Annotated in this window: 15 protein-coding genes; 5 read left to right on the plus strand and 10 right to left on the minus strand. The window is 72.9% G+C overall.

Annotation, left to right across the window (positions count from 1 at the left end):
* Positions 1–27: 27 nt before the first annotated feature.
* Both pfkB and AB0C27_RS12665 read right to left on the minus strand, forming a co-directional pair.
* Complete coding sequence (gene pfkB / locus AB0C27_RS12660) at positions 28–972, minus strand: 1-phosphofructokinase (protein WP_357842074.1); 945 nt, start codon at positions 970–972, stop codon at positions 28–30.
* Positions 969–1730, minus strand: a complete 762-nt coding sequence (locus AB0C27_RS12665) for a DeoR/GlpR family DNA-binding transcription regulator (RefSeq protein WP_357842077.1) — start codon at positions 1728–1730, stop codon at positions 969–971. Before AB0C27_RS12665 ends, pfkB begins: the two co-directional genes overlap by 4 nt.
* Positions 1731–1832: 102 nt before the next feature.
* Here AB0C27_RS12665 and AB0C27_RS12670 point away from each other — a divergent pair, with 102 nt between their 5' ends.
* The gene (locus tag AB0C27_RS12670; RefSeq protein ID WP_357842079.1) at positions 1833–2723 is read left to right on the plus strand and encodes a hypothetical protein; all 891 of its coding nucleotides are present in this window, start codon (positions 1833–1835) and stop codon (positions 2721–2723) included.
* A 112-nt stretch (positions 2724–2835) separates the two neighbouring features.
* Here the strand turns inward: AB0C27_RS12670 and AB0C27_RS12675 are convergent, their stop codons facing one another.
* The 5 genes from AB0C27_RS12675 to def form a co-directional block, all read right to left on the minus strand.
* Positions 2836–3192 (minus strand): MmcQ/YjbR family DNA-binding protein, encoded by a 357-nt coding sequence (locus AB0C27_RS12675; protein WP_357842082.1) that lies wholly within the window; start codon positions 3190–3192, stop codon positions 2836–2838.
* Between the two features lie 148 nt (positions 3193–3340).
* On the minus strand, positions 3341–3757 hold the full coding sequence (locus tag AB0C27_RS12680) for a CBS domain-containing protein (RefSeq protein WP_357842085.1): 417 nt from the start codon (positions 3755–3757) through the stop codon (positions 3341–3343).
* 118 nt (positions 3758–3875) lie between these two features.
* Positions 3876–5345 carry a pyridoxal-dependent decarboxylase gene (locus AB0C27_RS12685; protein WP_357842088.1) on the minus strand — a complete coding sequence of 490 codons (1470 nt, stop codon included), beginning with the start codon at positions 5343–5345 and terminating at the stop codon, positions 3876–3878.
* Positions 5338–5976 carry an XRE family transcriptional regulator gene (locus tag AB0C27_RS12690; protein ID WP_357842091.1) on the minus strand — a complete coding sequence of 213 codons (639 nt, stop codon included), beginning with the start codon at positions 5974–5976 and terminating at the stop codon, positions 5338–5340. Before AB0C27_RS12690 ends, AB0C27_RS12685 begins: the two co-directional genes overlap by 8 nt.
* Positions 5977–5983: 7 nt before the next feature.
* Positions 5984–6517: a peptide deformylase gene (def, locus tag AB0C27_RS12695; protein ID WP_357842094.1), complete on the minus strand. Its 534-nt coding sequence runs from the start codon at positions 6515–6517 to the stop codon at positions 5984–5986.
* Positions 6518–6660: 143 nt separating this feature from the next.
* Here def and AB0C27_RS12700 point away from each other — a divergent pair, with 143 nt between their 5' ends.
* Positions 6661–7467, plus strand: coding sequence for a methyltransferase domain-containing protein (locus AB0C27_RS12700; protein ID WP_357842097.1), 807 nt, complete (start codon positions 6661–6663; stop codon positions 7465–7467).
* 16 nt (positions 7468–7483) lie between these two features.
* Here the strand turns inward: AB0C27_RS12700 and AB0C27_RS12705 are convergent, their stop codons facing one another.
* Positions 7484–7999: a hypothetical protein gene (locus AB0C27_RS12705; protein ID WP_346111317.1), complete on the minus strand. Its 516-nt coding sequence runs from the start codon at positions 7997–7999 to the stop codon at positions 7484–7486.
* Positions 8000–8112: 113 nt separating this feature from the next.
* Entirely contained in the window at positions 8113–9042 is a 930-nt protein-coding gene (locus tag AB0C27_RS12710) for a hypothetical protein (protein ID WP_357842101.1), read from the minus strand.
* A gap of 128 nt (positions 9043–9170) precedes the next feature.
* Between AB0C27_RS12710 and AB0C27_RS12715 the strand changes: the two genes are divergently transcribed.
* Positions 9171–10109 carry a GNAT family N-acetyltransferase gene (locus tag AB0C27_RS12715; protein ID WP_357842104.1) on the plus strand — a complete coding sequence of 313 codons (939 nt, stop codon included), beginning with the start codon at positions 9171–9173 and terminating at the stop codon, positions 10107–10109.
* A 30-nt stretch (positions 10110–10139) separates the two neighbouring features.
* Here the strand turns inward: AB0C27_RS12715 and AB0C27_RS12720 are convergent, their stop codons facing one another.
* Positions 10140–10802, minus strand: coding sequence for a nucleotidyltransferase domain-containing protein (locus tag AB0C27_RS12720; RefSeq protein ID WP_357842107.1), 663 nt, complete (start codon positions 10800–10802; stop codon positions 10140–10142).
* A 45-nt stretch (positions 10803–10847) separates the two neighbouring features.
* Here AB0C27_RS12720 and AB0C27_RS12725 point away from each other — a divergent pair, with 45 nt between their 5' ends.
* Both AB0C27_RS12725 and AB0C27_RS12730 read left to right on the plus strand, forming a co-directional pair.
* Positions 10848–12722, plus strand: a complete 1875-nt coding sequence (locus tag AB0C27_RS12725; RefSeq protein WP_357842110.1) for a propionyl-CoA synthetase — start codon at positions 10848–10850, stop codon at positions 12720–12722.
* Positions 12723–12816: 94 nt separating this feature from the next.
* On the plus strand, positions 12817–15648 hold the full coding sequence (locus AB0C27_RS12730; RefSeq protein ID WP_357842113.1) for an AAA family ATPase: 2832 nt from the start codon (positions 12817–12819) through the stop codon (positions 15646–15648).
* Positions 15649–15678: the final 30 nt, after the last annotated feature.

Raw genomic sequence — 15678 nt, forward strand, 5'->3', positions numbered from 1 at the left:
TCCTTCAGGGGGGTGAGCAGCCGCTTATTACGGGTGGGGGGATGAGAGCGGACGGTCGGGATCGGGCGCGCGGACGGTGACGGCGCCGGGGTCGATGTGGTCGGGGCCCGGCATGCGGCTGCCGGGCAGGCATACGGCGGCGGCGCCCCAGGCCAGAGCCAGCGCCAGCGCGTCGGGGCCGGAGCCGCCGCCGGCCAGGAATCCGGCCAGCATGGCGTCACCCGCCCCGACTGAGCTGCGCGGCTCCGTGACCGGTGCCTCGCCGTACCAGATGCCGTCCTCCTCGACGAGGACGGCGCCGTCGGCGCCCAGGCTGGCCAGCACCGTACGCGCGCCGGCGGCCCGCAGCTTGGCCGCGGCCTCGGCCACGTCGCCAAGCCGGCGGATCGGCATGCCGGTGGCTCCGGACAGCTCCTCCAGGTTGGGCTTGACCAGGGCGGGCGCGGCGGTGAGCGCGCTCGCCAGCGCCGGGCCGCTGGAGTCGACGGCCATGAGGATGCCGGCCCCGGCGAACCTGCGGCACAGCCGGGCGTAGACGTCGGAGGGCACCTCGGGCGGCAGACTGCCGGAGGCCACCACCCAGTCCGCCTCGTGGGCGGCGCTCAGGACGGTGTCGGCGATCGTGTCGAGCTCCTCCTGCGACAGGGCGGTGCCCGGCTCGTTGATCTTGGTGGTGGTGCCGTCGGGCTCGGCCAGCGTGACGTTCGACCGGGTCGGGCCGGCCACCGGGACGGTGACCATGTCGAGCCCTTCCGCGGCCAGCAGGCGGATGAGCTGCCTGCCCTCGTCGCCGCCGTACGGGACCACCGCGCGGCTCGCCACCGAGTTGGCCAGCAGGGCGCGCGAGACGTTGACGCCCTTGCCCCCGGGGTCGAGGCGGGCGGTGGCGGCGCGGATGACCGCGCCCCGGTCGAGCGAGGCGATCTCGATGGTCCGGTCGAGGCTCGGGTTGAGGGTCAGGGTGAGGATCACGCCCTGATCACCTCCGGGCCGGCGGCCGCCATGTCGGCGGCCAGCGCCACGTCGAGGCCGGTGTCGGTGATCAGCACGTCGATCTCGCTCAGCTCCGCGAAAGTGGCCAGGTAGGTGTTGCCGAACTTGGTGTGGTCGGCCAGCAGCACGCTGCGCTGCGCGGCGTTGACCATGGCCCGCTTGATGGCCGCCTCCGCCGGGTCGGGCGTGGTCAGGCCACGGGCGAGCGAGCAGCCGTTGGTCGCCATGAACGCCACGTCCACGTTGAGCCGGTCGAGCGGGCGCAGCGCCCAGTCGTCCACCGTGGCCAGCGTCTTGCCGCGCAACCGGCCGCCCAGCATGATCACGTTCAGGTTGGATCGCGCGGCCAGGGCGGTGGCCAGTGGCGGGGAGTTGACCACCACGGTCAGCTCCCGGTCGAGGGGCAGCACCTGCACCAGGCGGCCCGTGGTGGTGCCGGCGTCGATGATCACCGAGCCGTCCTCGGGCAGCTCGGCCAGCGCCGCCTTGGCGATGCGTTCCTTCTCGGCCGTCATGACCTCGTCACGGGCGGCCAGTGCGGGCTCGAACCCCAGCCGCTCCACGGGGATGGCGCCCCCGTGGACGCGCCGCAGCACGCCCGCCCGCTCCAGCGACGTCAGGTCGCGGCGGATCGTCTCTGTGGTCACGTCGAGCTCGGCGGCCAGCGTCACCACGTCGACACGGCCCGCTAGCCGCGCTCTCCGCAGGATCTCCTGCTGCCGCTCCTCGGCGTACATGATGTTGATTCACCGCCGTTTCGGGTTGGTTTCCTCTGTGTTTATACCCGCTTTCGTTTCCTGGTCAAGAGTGTCGTGTCACGATCTGGTATTTATGGGCGGGTGCGAATCAAGCCTCTTGCCGCCGTGCCCCTCGCGGCCGTCACCGCCGCCACGCTCGCGGCCTCCGCTCCAGCGGCTCACGCCGCCGCCCAGGCCCGGCCGCCTCAGGTGCCCGCGGGGACGACCGCGGCGTGGGTGGTGTTCGACCGGCAGGCCGGCAAGATCGTCGCCACGCGCAACGCGCACCGGAAATACCGCTCGGCCTCGGTGGTGAAGATCCTCATCGCGATCGACTACCTGGAGCGGCGCAAGAGCGTGCCCGCCGCCGATGCCAGGCTGCTGCGGATCATGCTGCGCTCCAGCGACGACGACGCCGCGTCCACGTTCTGGGACCGGCTGGGCAAGGGGCAGATCATCGTCAGGCAGGCGCGCCGGCTCGGGCTGTCCGACACCACGCCGCCGCCGGCGTCCAAGCCGGGCTTCTGGGGTTACACCTCGCTGAGCGCGTACGACATCGTGCGCACCTACCGCTACCTGCTCGACCGGGCCGACGCCCGGGTCAGGGACACGATCCTCAGCCACCTGCGGCACTCGATCCCGTGCGGCACCGACGGCTTCGACCAGACCTTCGGCATCCCCGACGCGCTGCCCCGGCCATGGGCGGTCAAGCAGGGCTGGTCGGGGTTCGGCACGACGCCGCCGGTCAGGTGCGGTGGCGGCGGCGGTGCCAGGGCCGTGGGGGCGCCCATCTCGTGGATCGCCCAGCGCGCCACCGGCTCGGGCGTGCCCGACTACGGGCGGCCGGTGCTGCACTCGACCGGGCTGGCCGGGAAGGGCGAGCGCTACATCATGGCGGTGCTGACCGCCCATCCGGCGGGCGGCACGTGGAGCTCCTCGGTCAAGCGCATCACCACGCTCACCCGCGACCTCTACCGCGACGTCACCCGCTGACCGGCGGCCTCCGCCTGCGCCTTCGCGCGTCGGTCCGCGACCTTCGTCCGCGTGGTCGCGCGTCGGCTCATGCGGTCGTGCGCGGGCCGGTGCCGTCGCCGGCCGGCCGGTGCTACGGCCGCAGGCGGGCGGTGAGTTCCTGTTCGCGGCGGACCTTCTGCGGGACGCACATGCGCCACGCCTCCAGCACCAGCTCGCGCATCTCCGCGACGTCGAGGGCCGCCGTGCGCGCCTCCACCCAGTGGAAGCGCAGGTCGGACTCCCTGGGCATGAGGAACTTGTCCGGCTCGGCCGCCACCAGCGCCGCGCGCTCCTCCTTGGGGAAGCCGAACCCCATCTGGGTCTCGTCACGTGAGAACGCCACGTAGACGATCTGGCCCACGCGGAACTTCACGCGGTCTCTGATCAGGTGCTCCGACGAGCGGGGGAGCGTGCGCGCGAACTGGCGTACGTCGTCGACTGTGATCATGCTGCCACGTTATAGCCCAGGACCGACACTTTCCGGGGCGCACGCAGTGGCCGCCCTCTGGGGGCCGCACTTAGGGGCCGCCGTCAGCGCTTGCCCCCAGCGCTTGCCCCCAGCGCTTGCCCCCAGCGGTTGCCCCCAGCGGTTGCCGTCAGTGGGTGGCCTCGGCGGCGGAGATGTCGGCCAGGGCGGAGCTGGGGTCGCGCTCGACCGCCAGGTCGCCCAGGCTCACCACTCCGACCGCGCGCCCGTCCTCGACCACCGGCAGCCGGCGTACGGCGTGCGTGCGCATGAGCCGGACGGCCTGCTCGATGCTGGTCTCTGGCCCGATGGCCTCCACGGAGGCGGTGCACGCCTCGCGTACCGGCGTGTCCGGGCCGCGTTCGTCGGCGACCACGCGCACGGTGATGTCGCGGTCGGTGACGATGCCCTTCATGCGGCCCTTGTCATTGACGATGAGCGCCCCGGTGTCGTGGTCGCGCATGAGCGAGGCCGCGACGGACACCGGCTGGTCCGCCTCGACCGTCGCCGGGTGCGAGGTCATCACATCTGCCACGGTCTTCGCCATGGGATCCTCCGGGTGAACGGGTAGAGGACGGCCCTCTACCCGGGCGACCGGGCGAGTCACGACACTTTGTCGCTTCTCTGCGAATTCCAGGTGATGTGCAGAGGGCTTCCCGGCGGCCCTAAAGGGACTTGGCCGCCACACGGATCTCGTCGAGCAGCACCTCCAGGTCCGCCCGCGTCGTCCCCGGATGCAGGAAGCAGGCGCGCAGCGCGTCCCGCCCGCCGAGCCGGGTGCCGGTGAGGAAGGCGTTGCCGCGTGCCTGCACCGCGCCGGGGACGGCCCGGTTGAGCGCGTCCAGCCCGCTCTCGCGAGGGGTGTGGCGGAAAGCCGTGATCGAAGTGGTGACGGGCGCGAGCAGTTCGAAGTCGGGCGCCCGCTCCACCATGGCGCCCAGCTCGCGGGCCAGCGTGGCGGTGTGCTCCACCAGGTCCTTGACCCCGGCCCGGCCCAGGTGGGACAGGGTGGCCCAGGTCTTCAGCGCGCGGAAGGGGCGGGTCTGCTCGGGGCCGTACTCGGCGAACCAGCCGAGCTCGCCGGCGTTCTCGTCCACCAGGTACGACGGCACCAGGCTGAACGCGGCCCGCGCCGCGCCCGGATCGCGCAGCAGCGCGCAGCCGCAGCCCACCGGCACCCCGAGCCACTTGTGCGGGTCGAGGGCCAGGGAGTCGGCCCGCTCCATCCCCGCGTAGTGCGGCGCGGCGCCGCCGGCCAGGACGCCGAGCGCGCCGTAGGCGCCGTCCACGTGGAACCACAGGCCGTGCTCGGCGGCCACGTCCGCGATCTCGTCGAGGGGGTCCACCGCGCCGGAGTTGACGGTCCCGGCGCTGCCCGCCACGCAGAACGGCCGCAGCCCCGCCGCCAGGTCCTCGGCGATCATGGTACGCAGCGCGCCCACGTCCATCCGGTACGCCGCGTCCACCGGCACCGTGCGCACGTGCCTGGCCCCGAGACCGAGCAGCTGGGCGGCCTTGTGCAGGCAGCTGTGCCCCTCCTCGGTGACGTACATGACCAGGGGCGCCCGCCCGGACAGCCCCTCCTCGCGCACGTCCCAGCCGTCGGCCTGCGCCGCCCGCTGCCGGGCGCTGGCCAGGCAGATCACCGTGGCCATGGAGGCGCCGCTGGTCAGCAGCCCGCCGCCGGGCAGGTGCGGGAAGCCGACGAGCCCGGCCAGCCAGCGCACCACCGTGCGCTCCAGGTGCGGCCCGGCGTGGTCGCCGCCGGCGCAGCTCGGGTTCAGCGCCGAGGCCAGCGGCTCGACGAGGACACCGGCCGGGTTCGGCGGCGAGTTCACCCAGCCGAAGAAGCGCGGATGCCCGTTGCCCATCGGGTACGGCAGCACGTGGGCCCGCGTGTCCTCCAGCAGGTCGTCCAGCGCCCGCCCGGTCTCCGGGAGCTCCTGACCGGTGAGCCAGGCCAGCTCGCCGTCCGGCACCGGCCGCCAGACCGGCCGGTCGGCGACGCCGCCGAGGTGCTCGGCCCAGATCCCGGCCGCCTTGACTCCCGCCAGGCGTAGCTCGTTCACGGCCTGCGGATCCGCCGGGCGCAGCTTGTCGATGGCCTTGGCCCCCGCCAGGCGCAGCTCATCCATGGGGTGTGTCCTTCCGTGCCGTGTGGTGCCCGGCCGCTCCCGCCTGCGCCCGCGGGCCCAGCTCCATGGCCAGGTAGAAGACGCAGTCGGCAGGGCCGTCGTTGGCAAAGGCGTGGCGGCGGTCGCCCGGGTAGTAGGCCGAGTCGCCGGACCCCAGCTCGTACGGCCGGCCGTCGATCGTCAGCCGCAGGGTGCCGCGTTCGACGGCCAGGTACTCGCGCGAGCCGGGTGCGTGCGGCACGAACTCGCCCGCGTCCACCCCCGGCCCGATCGTCGTCCGCATGAACTCGAACTCGACCTCGCCCAGCACGGGCGACAGCACCCGCCGCTCCCAGCCCGACGGGTCGCGCAGGACGCGCTGCTCGTCGTGGCGCAGCACCCGGATCGTCTCGCGGGCGGGCTCGTCGAGCAGCCGGGAGATCGACGTGCCCAGTGCCGTGGCCAGCCGGTCGAGCACCAGCACGCTGGGCGTCTTCGCGCCCCGTTCGACCTCGGAGACCATGCTCCTGCTGATGCCGCTCAGCTCGGCCAGCCGCTCGATGGACAGCCCGCGCGCGCGCCGCTCGCCCCGGATCCGCTGCCCCAGCTCGGCCATGGACAGCCCGCTGGCCAGGACCCCTTCACCTGTCATTCCTCCACTATAGCGATGCTTTGTCCGCTTTAGTGGATTCCTCGTACGCCGCCAGCACCTGCTTGCGCCGCTTGGCCGGGAGCCGGTCGATGTAGAGATGGCCGTCGAGGTGATCGGTCTCGTGCTGCAGGCAGCGCGCCAGCAGCCCGGTGCCCTCGACCACGACGGGCTCGCCGCCGGCGTCGAAGCCGCGCACGGTGGCGCGATCGGCGCGGGGGAGGGGCGCGTATTGGCCGGGGACCGACAGGCAGCCCTCGTCGCCGGTGTCGAGCCGGCGCTCGCCGAGGCCGGGCAGCTCCAGCACCGGGTTGACGACGACGCCCTTGTGCGGCTGCCCGTCGGCGTCCTGGCAGTCGTAGACGAAGACGCGCAGCGGCACGCCGATCTGGTTGGCGGCCAGGCCCACGCCCTCCGCCGCGTACATGCTCGCGAACATGTCTTCCACCAGCGCCGCCAGCTCGCCGTCGAAGCCGGTCACCGGCTCGCACGGGTGGTGCAGCACCGGATCGCCCACGCGCACGATCGGCCGAACCTCTCCCACGATCCCCGCCTCTCCTGATATGTCGCCATGTGTCAGCCCAAGTGTACGATCGCCCGCGCGTATCTCGAATTCTAAGACAAAGTTTCTTGAATGATGAGATGTGGTTAGGGTGGCGGTAATCGCACGACGGAGGGAGTTCGCCGATGAACGCCGTCTACACCCATGGCCACCACGAGTCCGTGCTGCGCTCGCACCGCTGGCGCACCGCCGCCAACTCGGCCGCGTACCTGCTGCCCCACCTCAAGCCGCACATGAAGCTGCTCGACATCGGCAGCGGCCCCGGCACGATCACCGCCGAGCTGGCGGGCCTGGTCGGGCGCGTGACGGCGTCCGAGGTGAGCGAGGAGACGCTCGGCCTGGCCAGGGCCGAGGTGGCCGCCAGAGGGCTGACGAACGTCGACTTCGCCGTCGCCGACGTGCACGCGCTCGGCTTCCCCGACGACACCTTCTGCGTCGTGCACGCGCACCAGGTGCTCCAGCACGTCGGCGATCCGGTGCTGGCGTTGCGGGAGATGGGGCGGGTGACCAAGCCGGGCGGCTACGTGGCGGCCCGCGACAGCGACTACACGGCGTTCACCTGGTGGCCGCGGGTGCCGGCGCTGGACGAGTGGATGGAGCTCTACCAGCGCATCGCCCGCGGCAACGGCGGAGAGCCTGACGCCGGGCGGCGGCTGCTGTCATGGGCCCGGCAGGCGGGCTTCGAGGACGTCACCGCCACCTCCTCCACCTGGTGTTTCGCCACCCCCGAGGACCGGGCGTGGTGGGGCGGGATGTGGGCGGAACGGATCCTGAGCTCGGCGATGGCCGAACAGGCCCTGGCCACCGGCGCCGCCACGCAGGCCGACCTGCGGCGCATGTCGGAGGGGTGGCTGGAGTGGGTCCGGGCGGAGGACGGCTGGCTGTCCCTCCTGCACGGCGAGATCGTCTGCCGGCTCCCCGCCCGCGACTGAGAGGGCTCGCGGGCGGTCAGAGGCCGAGGGTGCGGGCGCGCTGCCACTGCGGGTCGCGGTAGAGCACCATGTCGGTGCCGACCATCTCGTCGGGCGCCGACAACATGGTGATCTCGCCCGCCGCCTGCAGTTGCAGCAGCAGGTCACGCACCCGAGGCCCGACCGGCAGCCGCCCGGTGGGCAGCCCCAGCCCGCTCCTGACCGTGTCGGCGATCTCCGACAGGCGGAACGGGCCGTCGAACCCGGCGACCACGCCGCGCACGACGGTCATCGTGATCAGATGCTCGGCCTCGGCGTACGCGAGCTGCCAGTGCACCTGCTCCTTGCGCCGGCCGCTGCCGGCGCACGACGTGCACGGGCGCGTCAGGCCGGCCGCCGGCTCCTCCCTGGTCGTGCCGAGGCAGGCCGAGCAGAGCCCGTTGTCGGCGGCGTGCAGCTCGGCGACCATGCGGCCGCCCAGGAGCACACCGCAGTCGCAGGCGAACGCGTCACCCAGGATGCCGGTCTGAGGAGAGATCGCATGCTCGTTCACCGATCCGACTCTACCGGCGCCCCGCCGCCCCACGCGCACCTCCGCTCACATGCGCCACACCTCAGCCGCCGTATGCCGACCGGCCGTGCAGGTGCCGCAGGGCCTCAAGGACCTCAGCCGCGTACGTCGGCCAGGCCGCGCAGGCGGCGCAGGGCCTTGCGGGCGGCGGCCGAGACGCGCTCGTCCGGGTGGTGCTCGATGAAGACGCGCAGCACCTGCCCGGTCCACGGATGGTCCCCGAACGCGAGGATCGCGATCGTCCCCGCCTGCTCCTCGGCGTCCATCCCCAGCGCGATCGACTCGATCACCTCACCGGTCTCGCCCCCGAACTCCAGCAGCGCCGCCGCCATGTCCACCAGCACCCAGGCGATCTCCTCCGGCGTCGGCTGCCGCTCGTCCCGCCCGGTCCTGGCGGCGATCACCGCGCCCAGCTTCGGCTCCTCCAGCCGCCTGGCCAGGGCCCGCCGTCCCTCGTCGCCGAGGTTCGCCGACAGCACCTCGACGCCGACCGCCCGGCTCAGCGGGCTCACCGCGCCCAGCACCGAGCCGATCTCGGCCGCGGCCTGCGCGGGGTCCCGCTCCTTCAGCCAGCCGGTCAGCTCCTCGGCTCGCTCGGACTCCGGATAGGCCCGCAGTCCGTGCAGCAGCGCCGTCGCGTCGGCGTCCGCGAGCGAGCCCATGACCGGGATGTCCTGCCCGGTGGTCTCGGCGATGATCTGCCGCGCCACCCACAGCCCGAGCCAGCTCAGCGTGTACGGCTCCTCCTGCCGGACCAGCCCGAGGCCCGTCAGCGTCACGGGGGCCTCGCCCTTGAGCGGCTCCCTGGACAGGAACATCCTGATCAGCTCAAGCAGGAGCCCCTCGTCCTCGGCCAGCCGCTCGCGGCAGTGCCCGGACCACGCGGCCAGCACCTCCGCGTCGTCGCCTTCCGGCTTCAGCTCGTCCGCCAGCGGCGCGGCGCGTACGGCGGCCGCGAGCGTGGCCTCGCCGGGCAGCCGGATCGGGGGCTGCAGGGGCAGCGTGTCGTCGTCGTAGGAGGTCACTAGGCCATCCTGTCGCGATATTTCGGTAGAGTGCCAGCGCACGCCGAAAAGTCGGAAGAAAGGAGGCGCTGAGTGTTTCGCATCTATCTGGGCGCCCGCGGCGCCCGTTTCCGATTCTCGGAGGAATCATGCATTTCCGCACTGCGGTCAAGGACGACCTAGACCGCCTGCTCGGTTGCGTCGTCGACGAGTCCATCAGCTGGTCCCATCCCGACCGGCTGCTGTCGTTCCTGGAGAGCGGCGCCTACCGTTTCGATCGCATCTGGCTGGCCGAGGACGAGCCCGGCGGCGAGATCCTGGCCCGCGCCGTGTGGTGGGGCTTCCCCGGGGAGGACCGGCCGCTCGCGCTCGACTGCCTGTACGCCGCCCCCTCGGTCCCCGACCGCGTCGGCCTGATCGCCGAGCTGCTGCGCCGGGCCCACGCCGCGTTCGGCACGGCGCCCGCGTACCACGTGTTCGTCACCAACGGCTGGCGCGAGGCGCCCAGGACAGGCGCCGCCCTGGCCTGGCGATGGGAGGCCGCCGGGCGCGCAGGACTGACCGACGAGCTGGAACGCCTGCGGTACGAGTGGGCGGACGGGCCCGTCCCCGAGCCGTCGGCGCGGCTAGTCTTCCGCGGCGATGACGACGACGAGGTGTTCGCGGCCGCCTTCGCCAGGGTGGCGCAGGGCACCCTCGACGCGCACACCCGCCAGGCGCTGGCCGTCATGGACCCGATGGAGCAGGCGCGCGAGGACGTGCGCGACAACCGGTCCATGCCCGGGGATCGGGACTGGTGGCGGCTGGCCTACGACCTGGACGGCGAGCTCGTCGGGGTCGCCCTGCCGTCGGCCAACGCCGCCGGGCCCGTGGTCGGCTACCTCGGGGTGGTGCCGGAACGGCGCGGCCAGGGGTACGTGGACGACCTCCTCGCCGAGATCACCCGCAGCCACGCCCTGCGCGGGGTCCGGCGCATCGTGGCCGACACGGACGCCGGCAACGTGCCGATGGCCAAGGCCTTCGAACGCGCCGGCTACCGCAACTTCGCGGTCCGCCTGGTCCTGTCGGCCGACCCCGCGAACGCCTGAGGTACGCGTTATCGCGCCGGCTCGCGAGGCTCATCTCGCGGGCCGGCCGCACGGCGGCAGGTTCTCCTGGCGTACCCCCACCAGGAACTCCTCCACCCGCTCGCGGTCCGGCTGTTCGGGCAGGACGCTCGGCGCCGCGGCCAGTTCCGCCGTGAGCGCGGCCCGCCAGCCGTCCACCTCCGGCCAGGGCATCCGCCCGTTCCTGATCGCCAGCAGCCGCTCCCGGTGGGCGTCCACGCGGACCAGCGGCTCCCCGTGCCGCACGAGGTGCAGGCCGCTGAGCAGCAGCCGCACCATGTGCATGGCCTGCTTCCCGTTCGGCCGCTCGGGGTCGAGGCGGCGGAACTGCGCGTCGGCGTACCCGGCGAAGGAGCGGTGCGCGCGCTGCGACAGGAACGCCCCCCGCAGGTCGCGCAGCCGCCGCCCGGCGGGCGTGACCACCTCCACCAGCGGCGACCACAGGCATTCGAGCACCGTCGGGTTGGCGTCGAGGGCCAGGCCGCAGAAGCGCTCGACCTCCCAGGAGAACTGCTCGGGCAGCGGCCCGTCCCGATGCGTGGGCGGTTTGTCCAGCCGCCAGAACGCCGAGGTCGGTGTCACGAACACGCCGCGCCGGTCGGTGTCGGAGGCGTCGGTCTCCAGCCCGTACGCCCTCGACCCCATCACCACGGTAAGGATCACGTCATCGCTCATCCCTCCTATCTTGCGCCATGGGCTGACGGCTGTTCTGATCGACAAGTGAGCGCTTATGACGAGGCATACCGGCGGAGCATCGAGCGGCCCGAGGAGTTCTGGGGGGAGGCCGCGCTCGGGATCCAGTGGGATCTCGCGCCCGCCACCGTCCACGCCGGCGGCCGCTGGTTCCCCGACGGCCGGCTCAACACCTGCCACAACGCCGTCGACCGGCACGTCGCGGCGGGCCGCGGCGCACAGGCGGCGCTGATCTACGACAGCCCCGTCACCGGCACCACGCGCACCTACACCTACACGGAGCTGCTGGACGAGGTGAGCAAGGCCGCGGGCATGCTGCGCGACCTCGGCGTGGAGGCCGGCGACACCGTGGTGATCTACATGCCCATGGTGCCGGAGGCGGTGGTCGCGATGCTGGCCTGCGCCCGGCTCGGGGCGGTGCACTCGGTGGTGTTCGGCGGGTTCGCGGCCCGTGAGCTGGCCGTGCGGATCGACCACGCCAGGCCCAAGGTGGTGCTGTCGGCCTCCTGCGGGATCGAGCCCAGCCGTGTGGTGGCGTACAAACCGCTGCTGGACGCCGCGCTTGAGCAGGCCGAGCACCGGCCGGGACACTGCGTGATCCTGCAGCGGCCCGAGAGCCCGGCGGAGCTGACGCCGGGCCGCGACCTGGACTGGGTGCGGGCCGTGGGCGCGGCCGAGCCGGCCGGGTGCGTGAGCGTGGCCGCGACCGACCCGCTGTACATCCTCTACACCTCGGGCACCACCGGCACGCCGAAGGGCGTCGTGCGCGACAACGGCGGCCACGCGGTGGCGCTGCACTGGAGCATGTCCCACGTGTACGGCGCCGCCCCCGGCGAGGTCTTCTGGGCCGCCTCCGACGTCGGCTGGGTGGTCGGCCACTCCTACATCGTCTACGGGCCGCTGCTGGCGGGCTGCACGACCGTCCTGTACGAGGGCAAGCCCGTCGGCACCCCCGACCCGGGCGCCTTCTGGCGGGTGGTGTCCACGTACGGCGTGCGCACGCTCTTCACCGCCCCGACCGCCTTCCGCGCCATCAAAAAAGAGGACCCATCCGGCAATTTCGCGAAAAAGTGGGACCTGTCGGGGCTGCGGTACCTCTTCCTGGCCGGAGAACGGCTCGACCCCGACACCTACCACTGGGCCTCCGACCTGCTCGGCGTCCCCGTCATCGACCACTGGTGGCAGACCGAGACCGGCTGGCCCATCGCCGCGAACTGCGTCGGCGTCGAACGGCTGCCGATCAAGCCGGGCTCCCCGACCAAGGCCGTACCCGGCTGGGACGTGCACATCCTCGACAACGACGGCCGCGACTGCCCGCCCGGCACGGAGGGCGCCGTCACCGTCAAGCTGCCGCTCCCGCCCGGCGCCCTGCCGACCCTCTATCGCGACGACGACCGCTTCGCCCGCTCCTACCTCGACCGCTATCCGGGCCACTACCTGACCGGCGACGGCGGCCACCTGGACGACGACGGCTACCTGTACGTCATGGGCCGCATCGACGACGTGATCAACGTGGCAGGACACCGGCTGTCCACCGGCTCGATGGAGGAGGTCATCGCGGCCCACCCCGACGTGGCAGAATGCGCCGTGATCGGGGTGGCCGACGAGGTGAAGGGCCAGCTCCCGATGGGGTTCGTGGTGCTGAAGGCCGGGGCGGAGCGCGGCCAGGAGGAGATGGAACGAGAGCTGGCCGCCCTCGTACGCGAGCGCATCGGCCCCGTCGCCGCCTTCCGCCGCGCCGTCGTGGTGAGCAGGCTGCCGAAGACGCGCTCGGGCAAGATCCTGCGCGCCACGATGCGGGACATCGCCGACGGCAACCCGTACACCACGCCCTCCACCATCGAGGATCCGGCGGCGCTGCCGGAGATCGCCCGGATACTGGCGGGTACTGAAGGAGTATGACAGGCAGGTAACGTTCGGATCGTCCTGGTTCAAGATCCTGCGCTGATCGGGGCGTTCAGCGCATGATGGGACATCCCCCTCCCCGGGAGAAGGCATGATCGAGACCCCGAGCTACGCCGACGCCCTGCGGATCCTCGGGTGCAAGGACGGCAGGCTCGTCAAGGTGATCGGGCTGGCCTCGGCCGCCGAACGCACCGGCTGGGCGTTGGCCGGCGGCCCGCGGCTGACGATGAGCCTGCGCGACCTGCGCGACGGCATCATCGCCTACGGCGAGGACGTCGTACGCCGCATGCCGGAGCTCAAGACCGGCGTCGACCGTTTCACCCGCACCCAGCGGCTGGCCGCGGCGCACGCCGCGGTCGTGGTGGCGGCCTGGTTCGAGGCGCTCGGCGAGGCCCAGCTGCCCTTCACCCTCGACCAGCTCGACCGCGGCGAGCAGATCTCCCACGGCGTGCCGACGGCCGAGCGCTTCGCCGGGCTGGTCGCGGCGCTGCTGCTGACGCGGCTGCCCACGCCCGAGCCGCACGTGCCCTATGCCGAGACCCGGCAAGCCGTGGAACGTGCCTACCTGCGCATGTCGGATGCTTTAGCCGGTTACGTACGCGGGCTCGCCGTCTGGGATGAGTTGTCCACCGACGACCGGCTCCTGCTGCCCCGCCTGCTCGACGAGGGGCCGCCCGCGCACGCGCTGCGCATCTACGACGAGGACTACCGGTCGCTGGCGCTCGACAGCCACGAGTTCGGGGTGCGCAGCCTGGTCACCGAGACGCCGCCGCCGGCCACGGCGCTGTCGAGGGTGGCCTGGCTGCTGGCCGAGCTGGCGCCGCCCCGGGTGGGCGACCGTCCCATGATCCACCGGATGCGGATGGCCGCCAACGCGCTCGACCGGCCGCTGCTGCTGGCCGGCAAACATCCGGAGGACGTCTCGCTGCCGCTGCTGGGCGAGGGCTACCTGAGCCCGCGCTGCCGGGTGGCCGAGCTGACCCGCGACTCCCTGCCCGCCCTGCGGAGCTGGTGGGACGACCAGCAACTGCTCGCCGACACCGAGGCGTTCCTGGCCGGCCACCTCACCTCGTTGCGGGCCACCCAGGCGCCGCTGCTCGTGCTCGGGGAGCCGGGCTCGGGCAAGACCAAGCTGGCCGAGGTGCTGGGCGCGCGGCTGGCCAGGTCGGAGTTCCTGCCGATCAGGGTGGAGCTGCGCGCCGTACGGGCCCGCGCCGGTGTGGTCGAGCAGGTCGAGCAGGCCGTCGCCGAGGTGCTGGGGGAGGAGGTCTCCTACGCCGACCTGGTCGAGGCGGGCGACGGCGCGATGCCGGTGATCCTGCTGGACGGGTTCGACGAGCTGGTGCAGGGCGAGCTCAGCCGCTACGACTACCTGGAGCGCCTGCGCGAGTTCCAGGCCAGGGAGGCGGCGCAGGGCAGGCCCGTCGCGGTGATCGTGACCGGCCGCACAGTGGTGGCCGACCGGGTCCGCTTCCCCGCCGGGCTGCTCGCGCTGCAACTGCAGCCGTTCGGCGACGACCAGGTACGCCAGTGGCTCGACATCTGGGACCAGGCCAACCGCGCCCTGCTCGCCAGGCGCGACCTGAAACCGCTGCCCGCGGAGGCCGCGCTCGCGCACGGCGAGATGGCCCGCCACCCGCTGCTCCTGCTGCTGCTCGCCCTCTACGACGCCGGCGGCAACGCGCTCCAGCGCGAGCACGGCCCGCTCCAGCGGGCCCGCCTGTACGAGGTCCTGCTGCGCGACTACACCGAACGCGAGACCGGCGGCGCCCACCGGGTCGAGATCGACCAGGAACTGGTGCTGCTCGGCGCCGCCGCCCTGTCCATGCTGGCCAGGGGCAGCCAGGTCATCACCGACGAGGCGCTCCAGAGCGACCTGCCCGCCCTGTGCCACGGCGGCGAGGAGGAGCCGGGCGACGAGGAGGAGCGCGTCGACTGGGCCCGCAAGGCCACCGAGCGCTTCTTCTTCGTGCGCAGGAAGGGGCACGCGTTCCTGCACTCCACGTTCGGCGAGTTCCTGGTGGCCTGGCTGACCATGTACGCGCTGCGCGACCTCGACCGGCGCAGCCGCCTCGCCGGGGACGAGCCCCTGGTCCTGGCCCAGGCCGTGGACGACGACCTGCTGTACGCCGTCACCTCCCACTCGTGCCTGGCCGAACGGGGGCCGACGGTCGGCTTCATCCTGGAGCTGCTGGACCAGGTGCCCTCGGAGGTGCGGGCCCGCTGCGCGGACCTGCTGGCCGGGCTGCTGCGCCGCTCCCTGCACGAACGGCCCAGGCGGCACTTCACCGGGTTCCGCCCGGTACGTCATACGGTGACCCGGCGGCTGGCCGCGTACTCGGCGAACCTCACCCTGCTCATCGTCGCCGCCTCCGAGTCGCCCGTACGGGTCTCCGCGATCCTGCCTGGGCCCGACCACATGGAGCGCTGGTCCTCGCTCACCCACCTGTGGAAGGGACAACTCGGGCAGGAGGGCTGGACCGGGCTGGTCGCCGCCCTGTCGGCGCACCGGGTGATGGAGGACGGGCAGGAGGACGTCGTGCTCGGCGGCGGCACCGAGCCGACCGGCATGGGGGACGTCGTCGTCGCGGTCGCCACCGGCCACGCGCCGCGCCACCGCCGGCTGCTCGACCTGCTGCTGCGGGCGCTGGGGGAGGGGCAGGCGCTGCCGTACGCCGACCGGGTCGGCATCCTGGAGGAGCTGGTGCGCACGGTCGCCGTCCGGTCGCCGGCCATGCACCAGGCATTGGGCGCCATGTGGAACGAGGAGGGCGCCGACCGCGCCGGGCTCAGACCGCTGCTCCAGGCCCTGCTCGCCGATCCGGCGGGGCGGATGGAGACGTGGGAGCAACTGGTCAAGGCCGGCATCCCGGAGACTGCTCTGTGGGAGATCCACCAGAACGCCCTGCTACCAGGCGACTGACCGGGCCCGGCCGCGCCGGCTCGCGCCGTG

This window comes from Nonomuraea sp. NPDC048882, assembly GCF_040649755.1.
GTDB lineage: Bacteria > Actinomycetota > Actinomycetes > Streptosporangiales > Streptosporangiaceae > Nonomuraea > Nonomuraea maheshkhaliensis.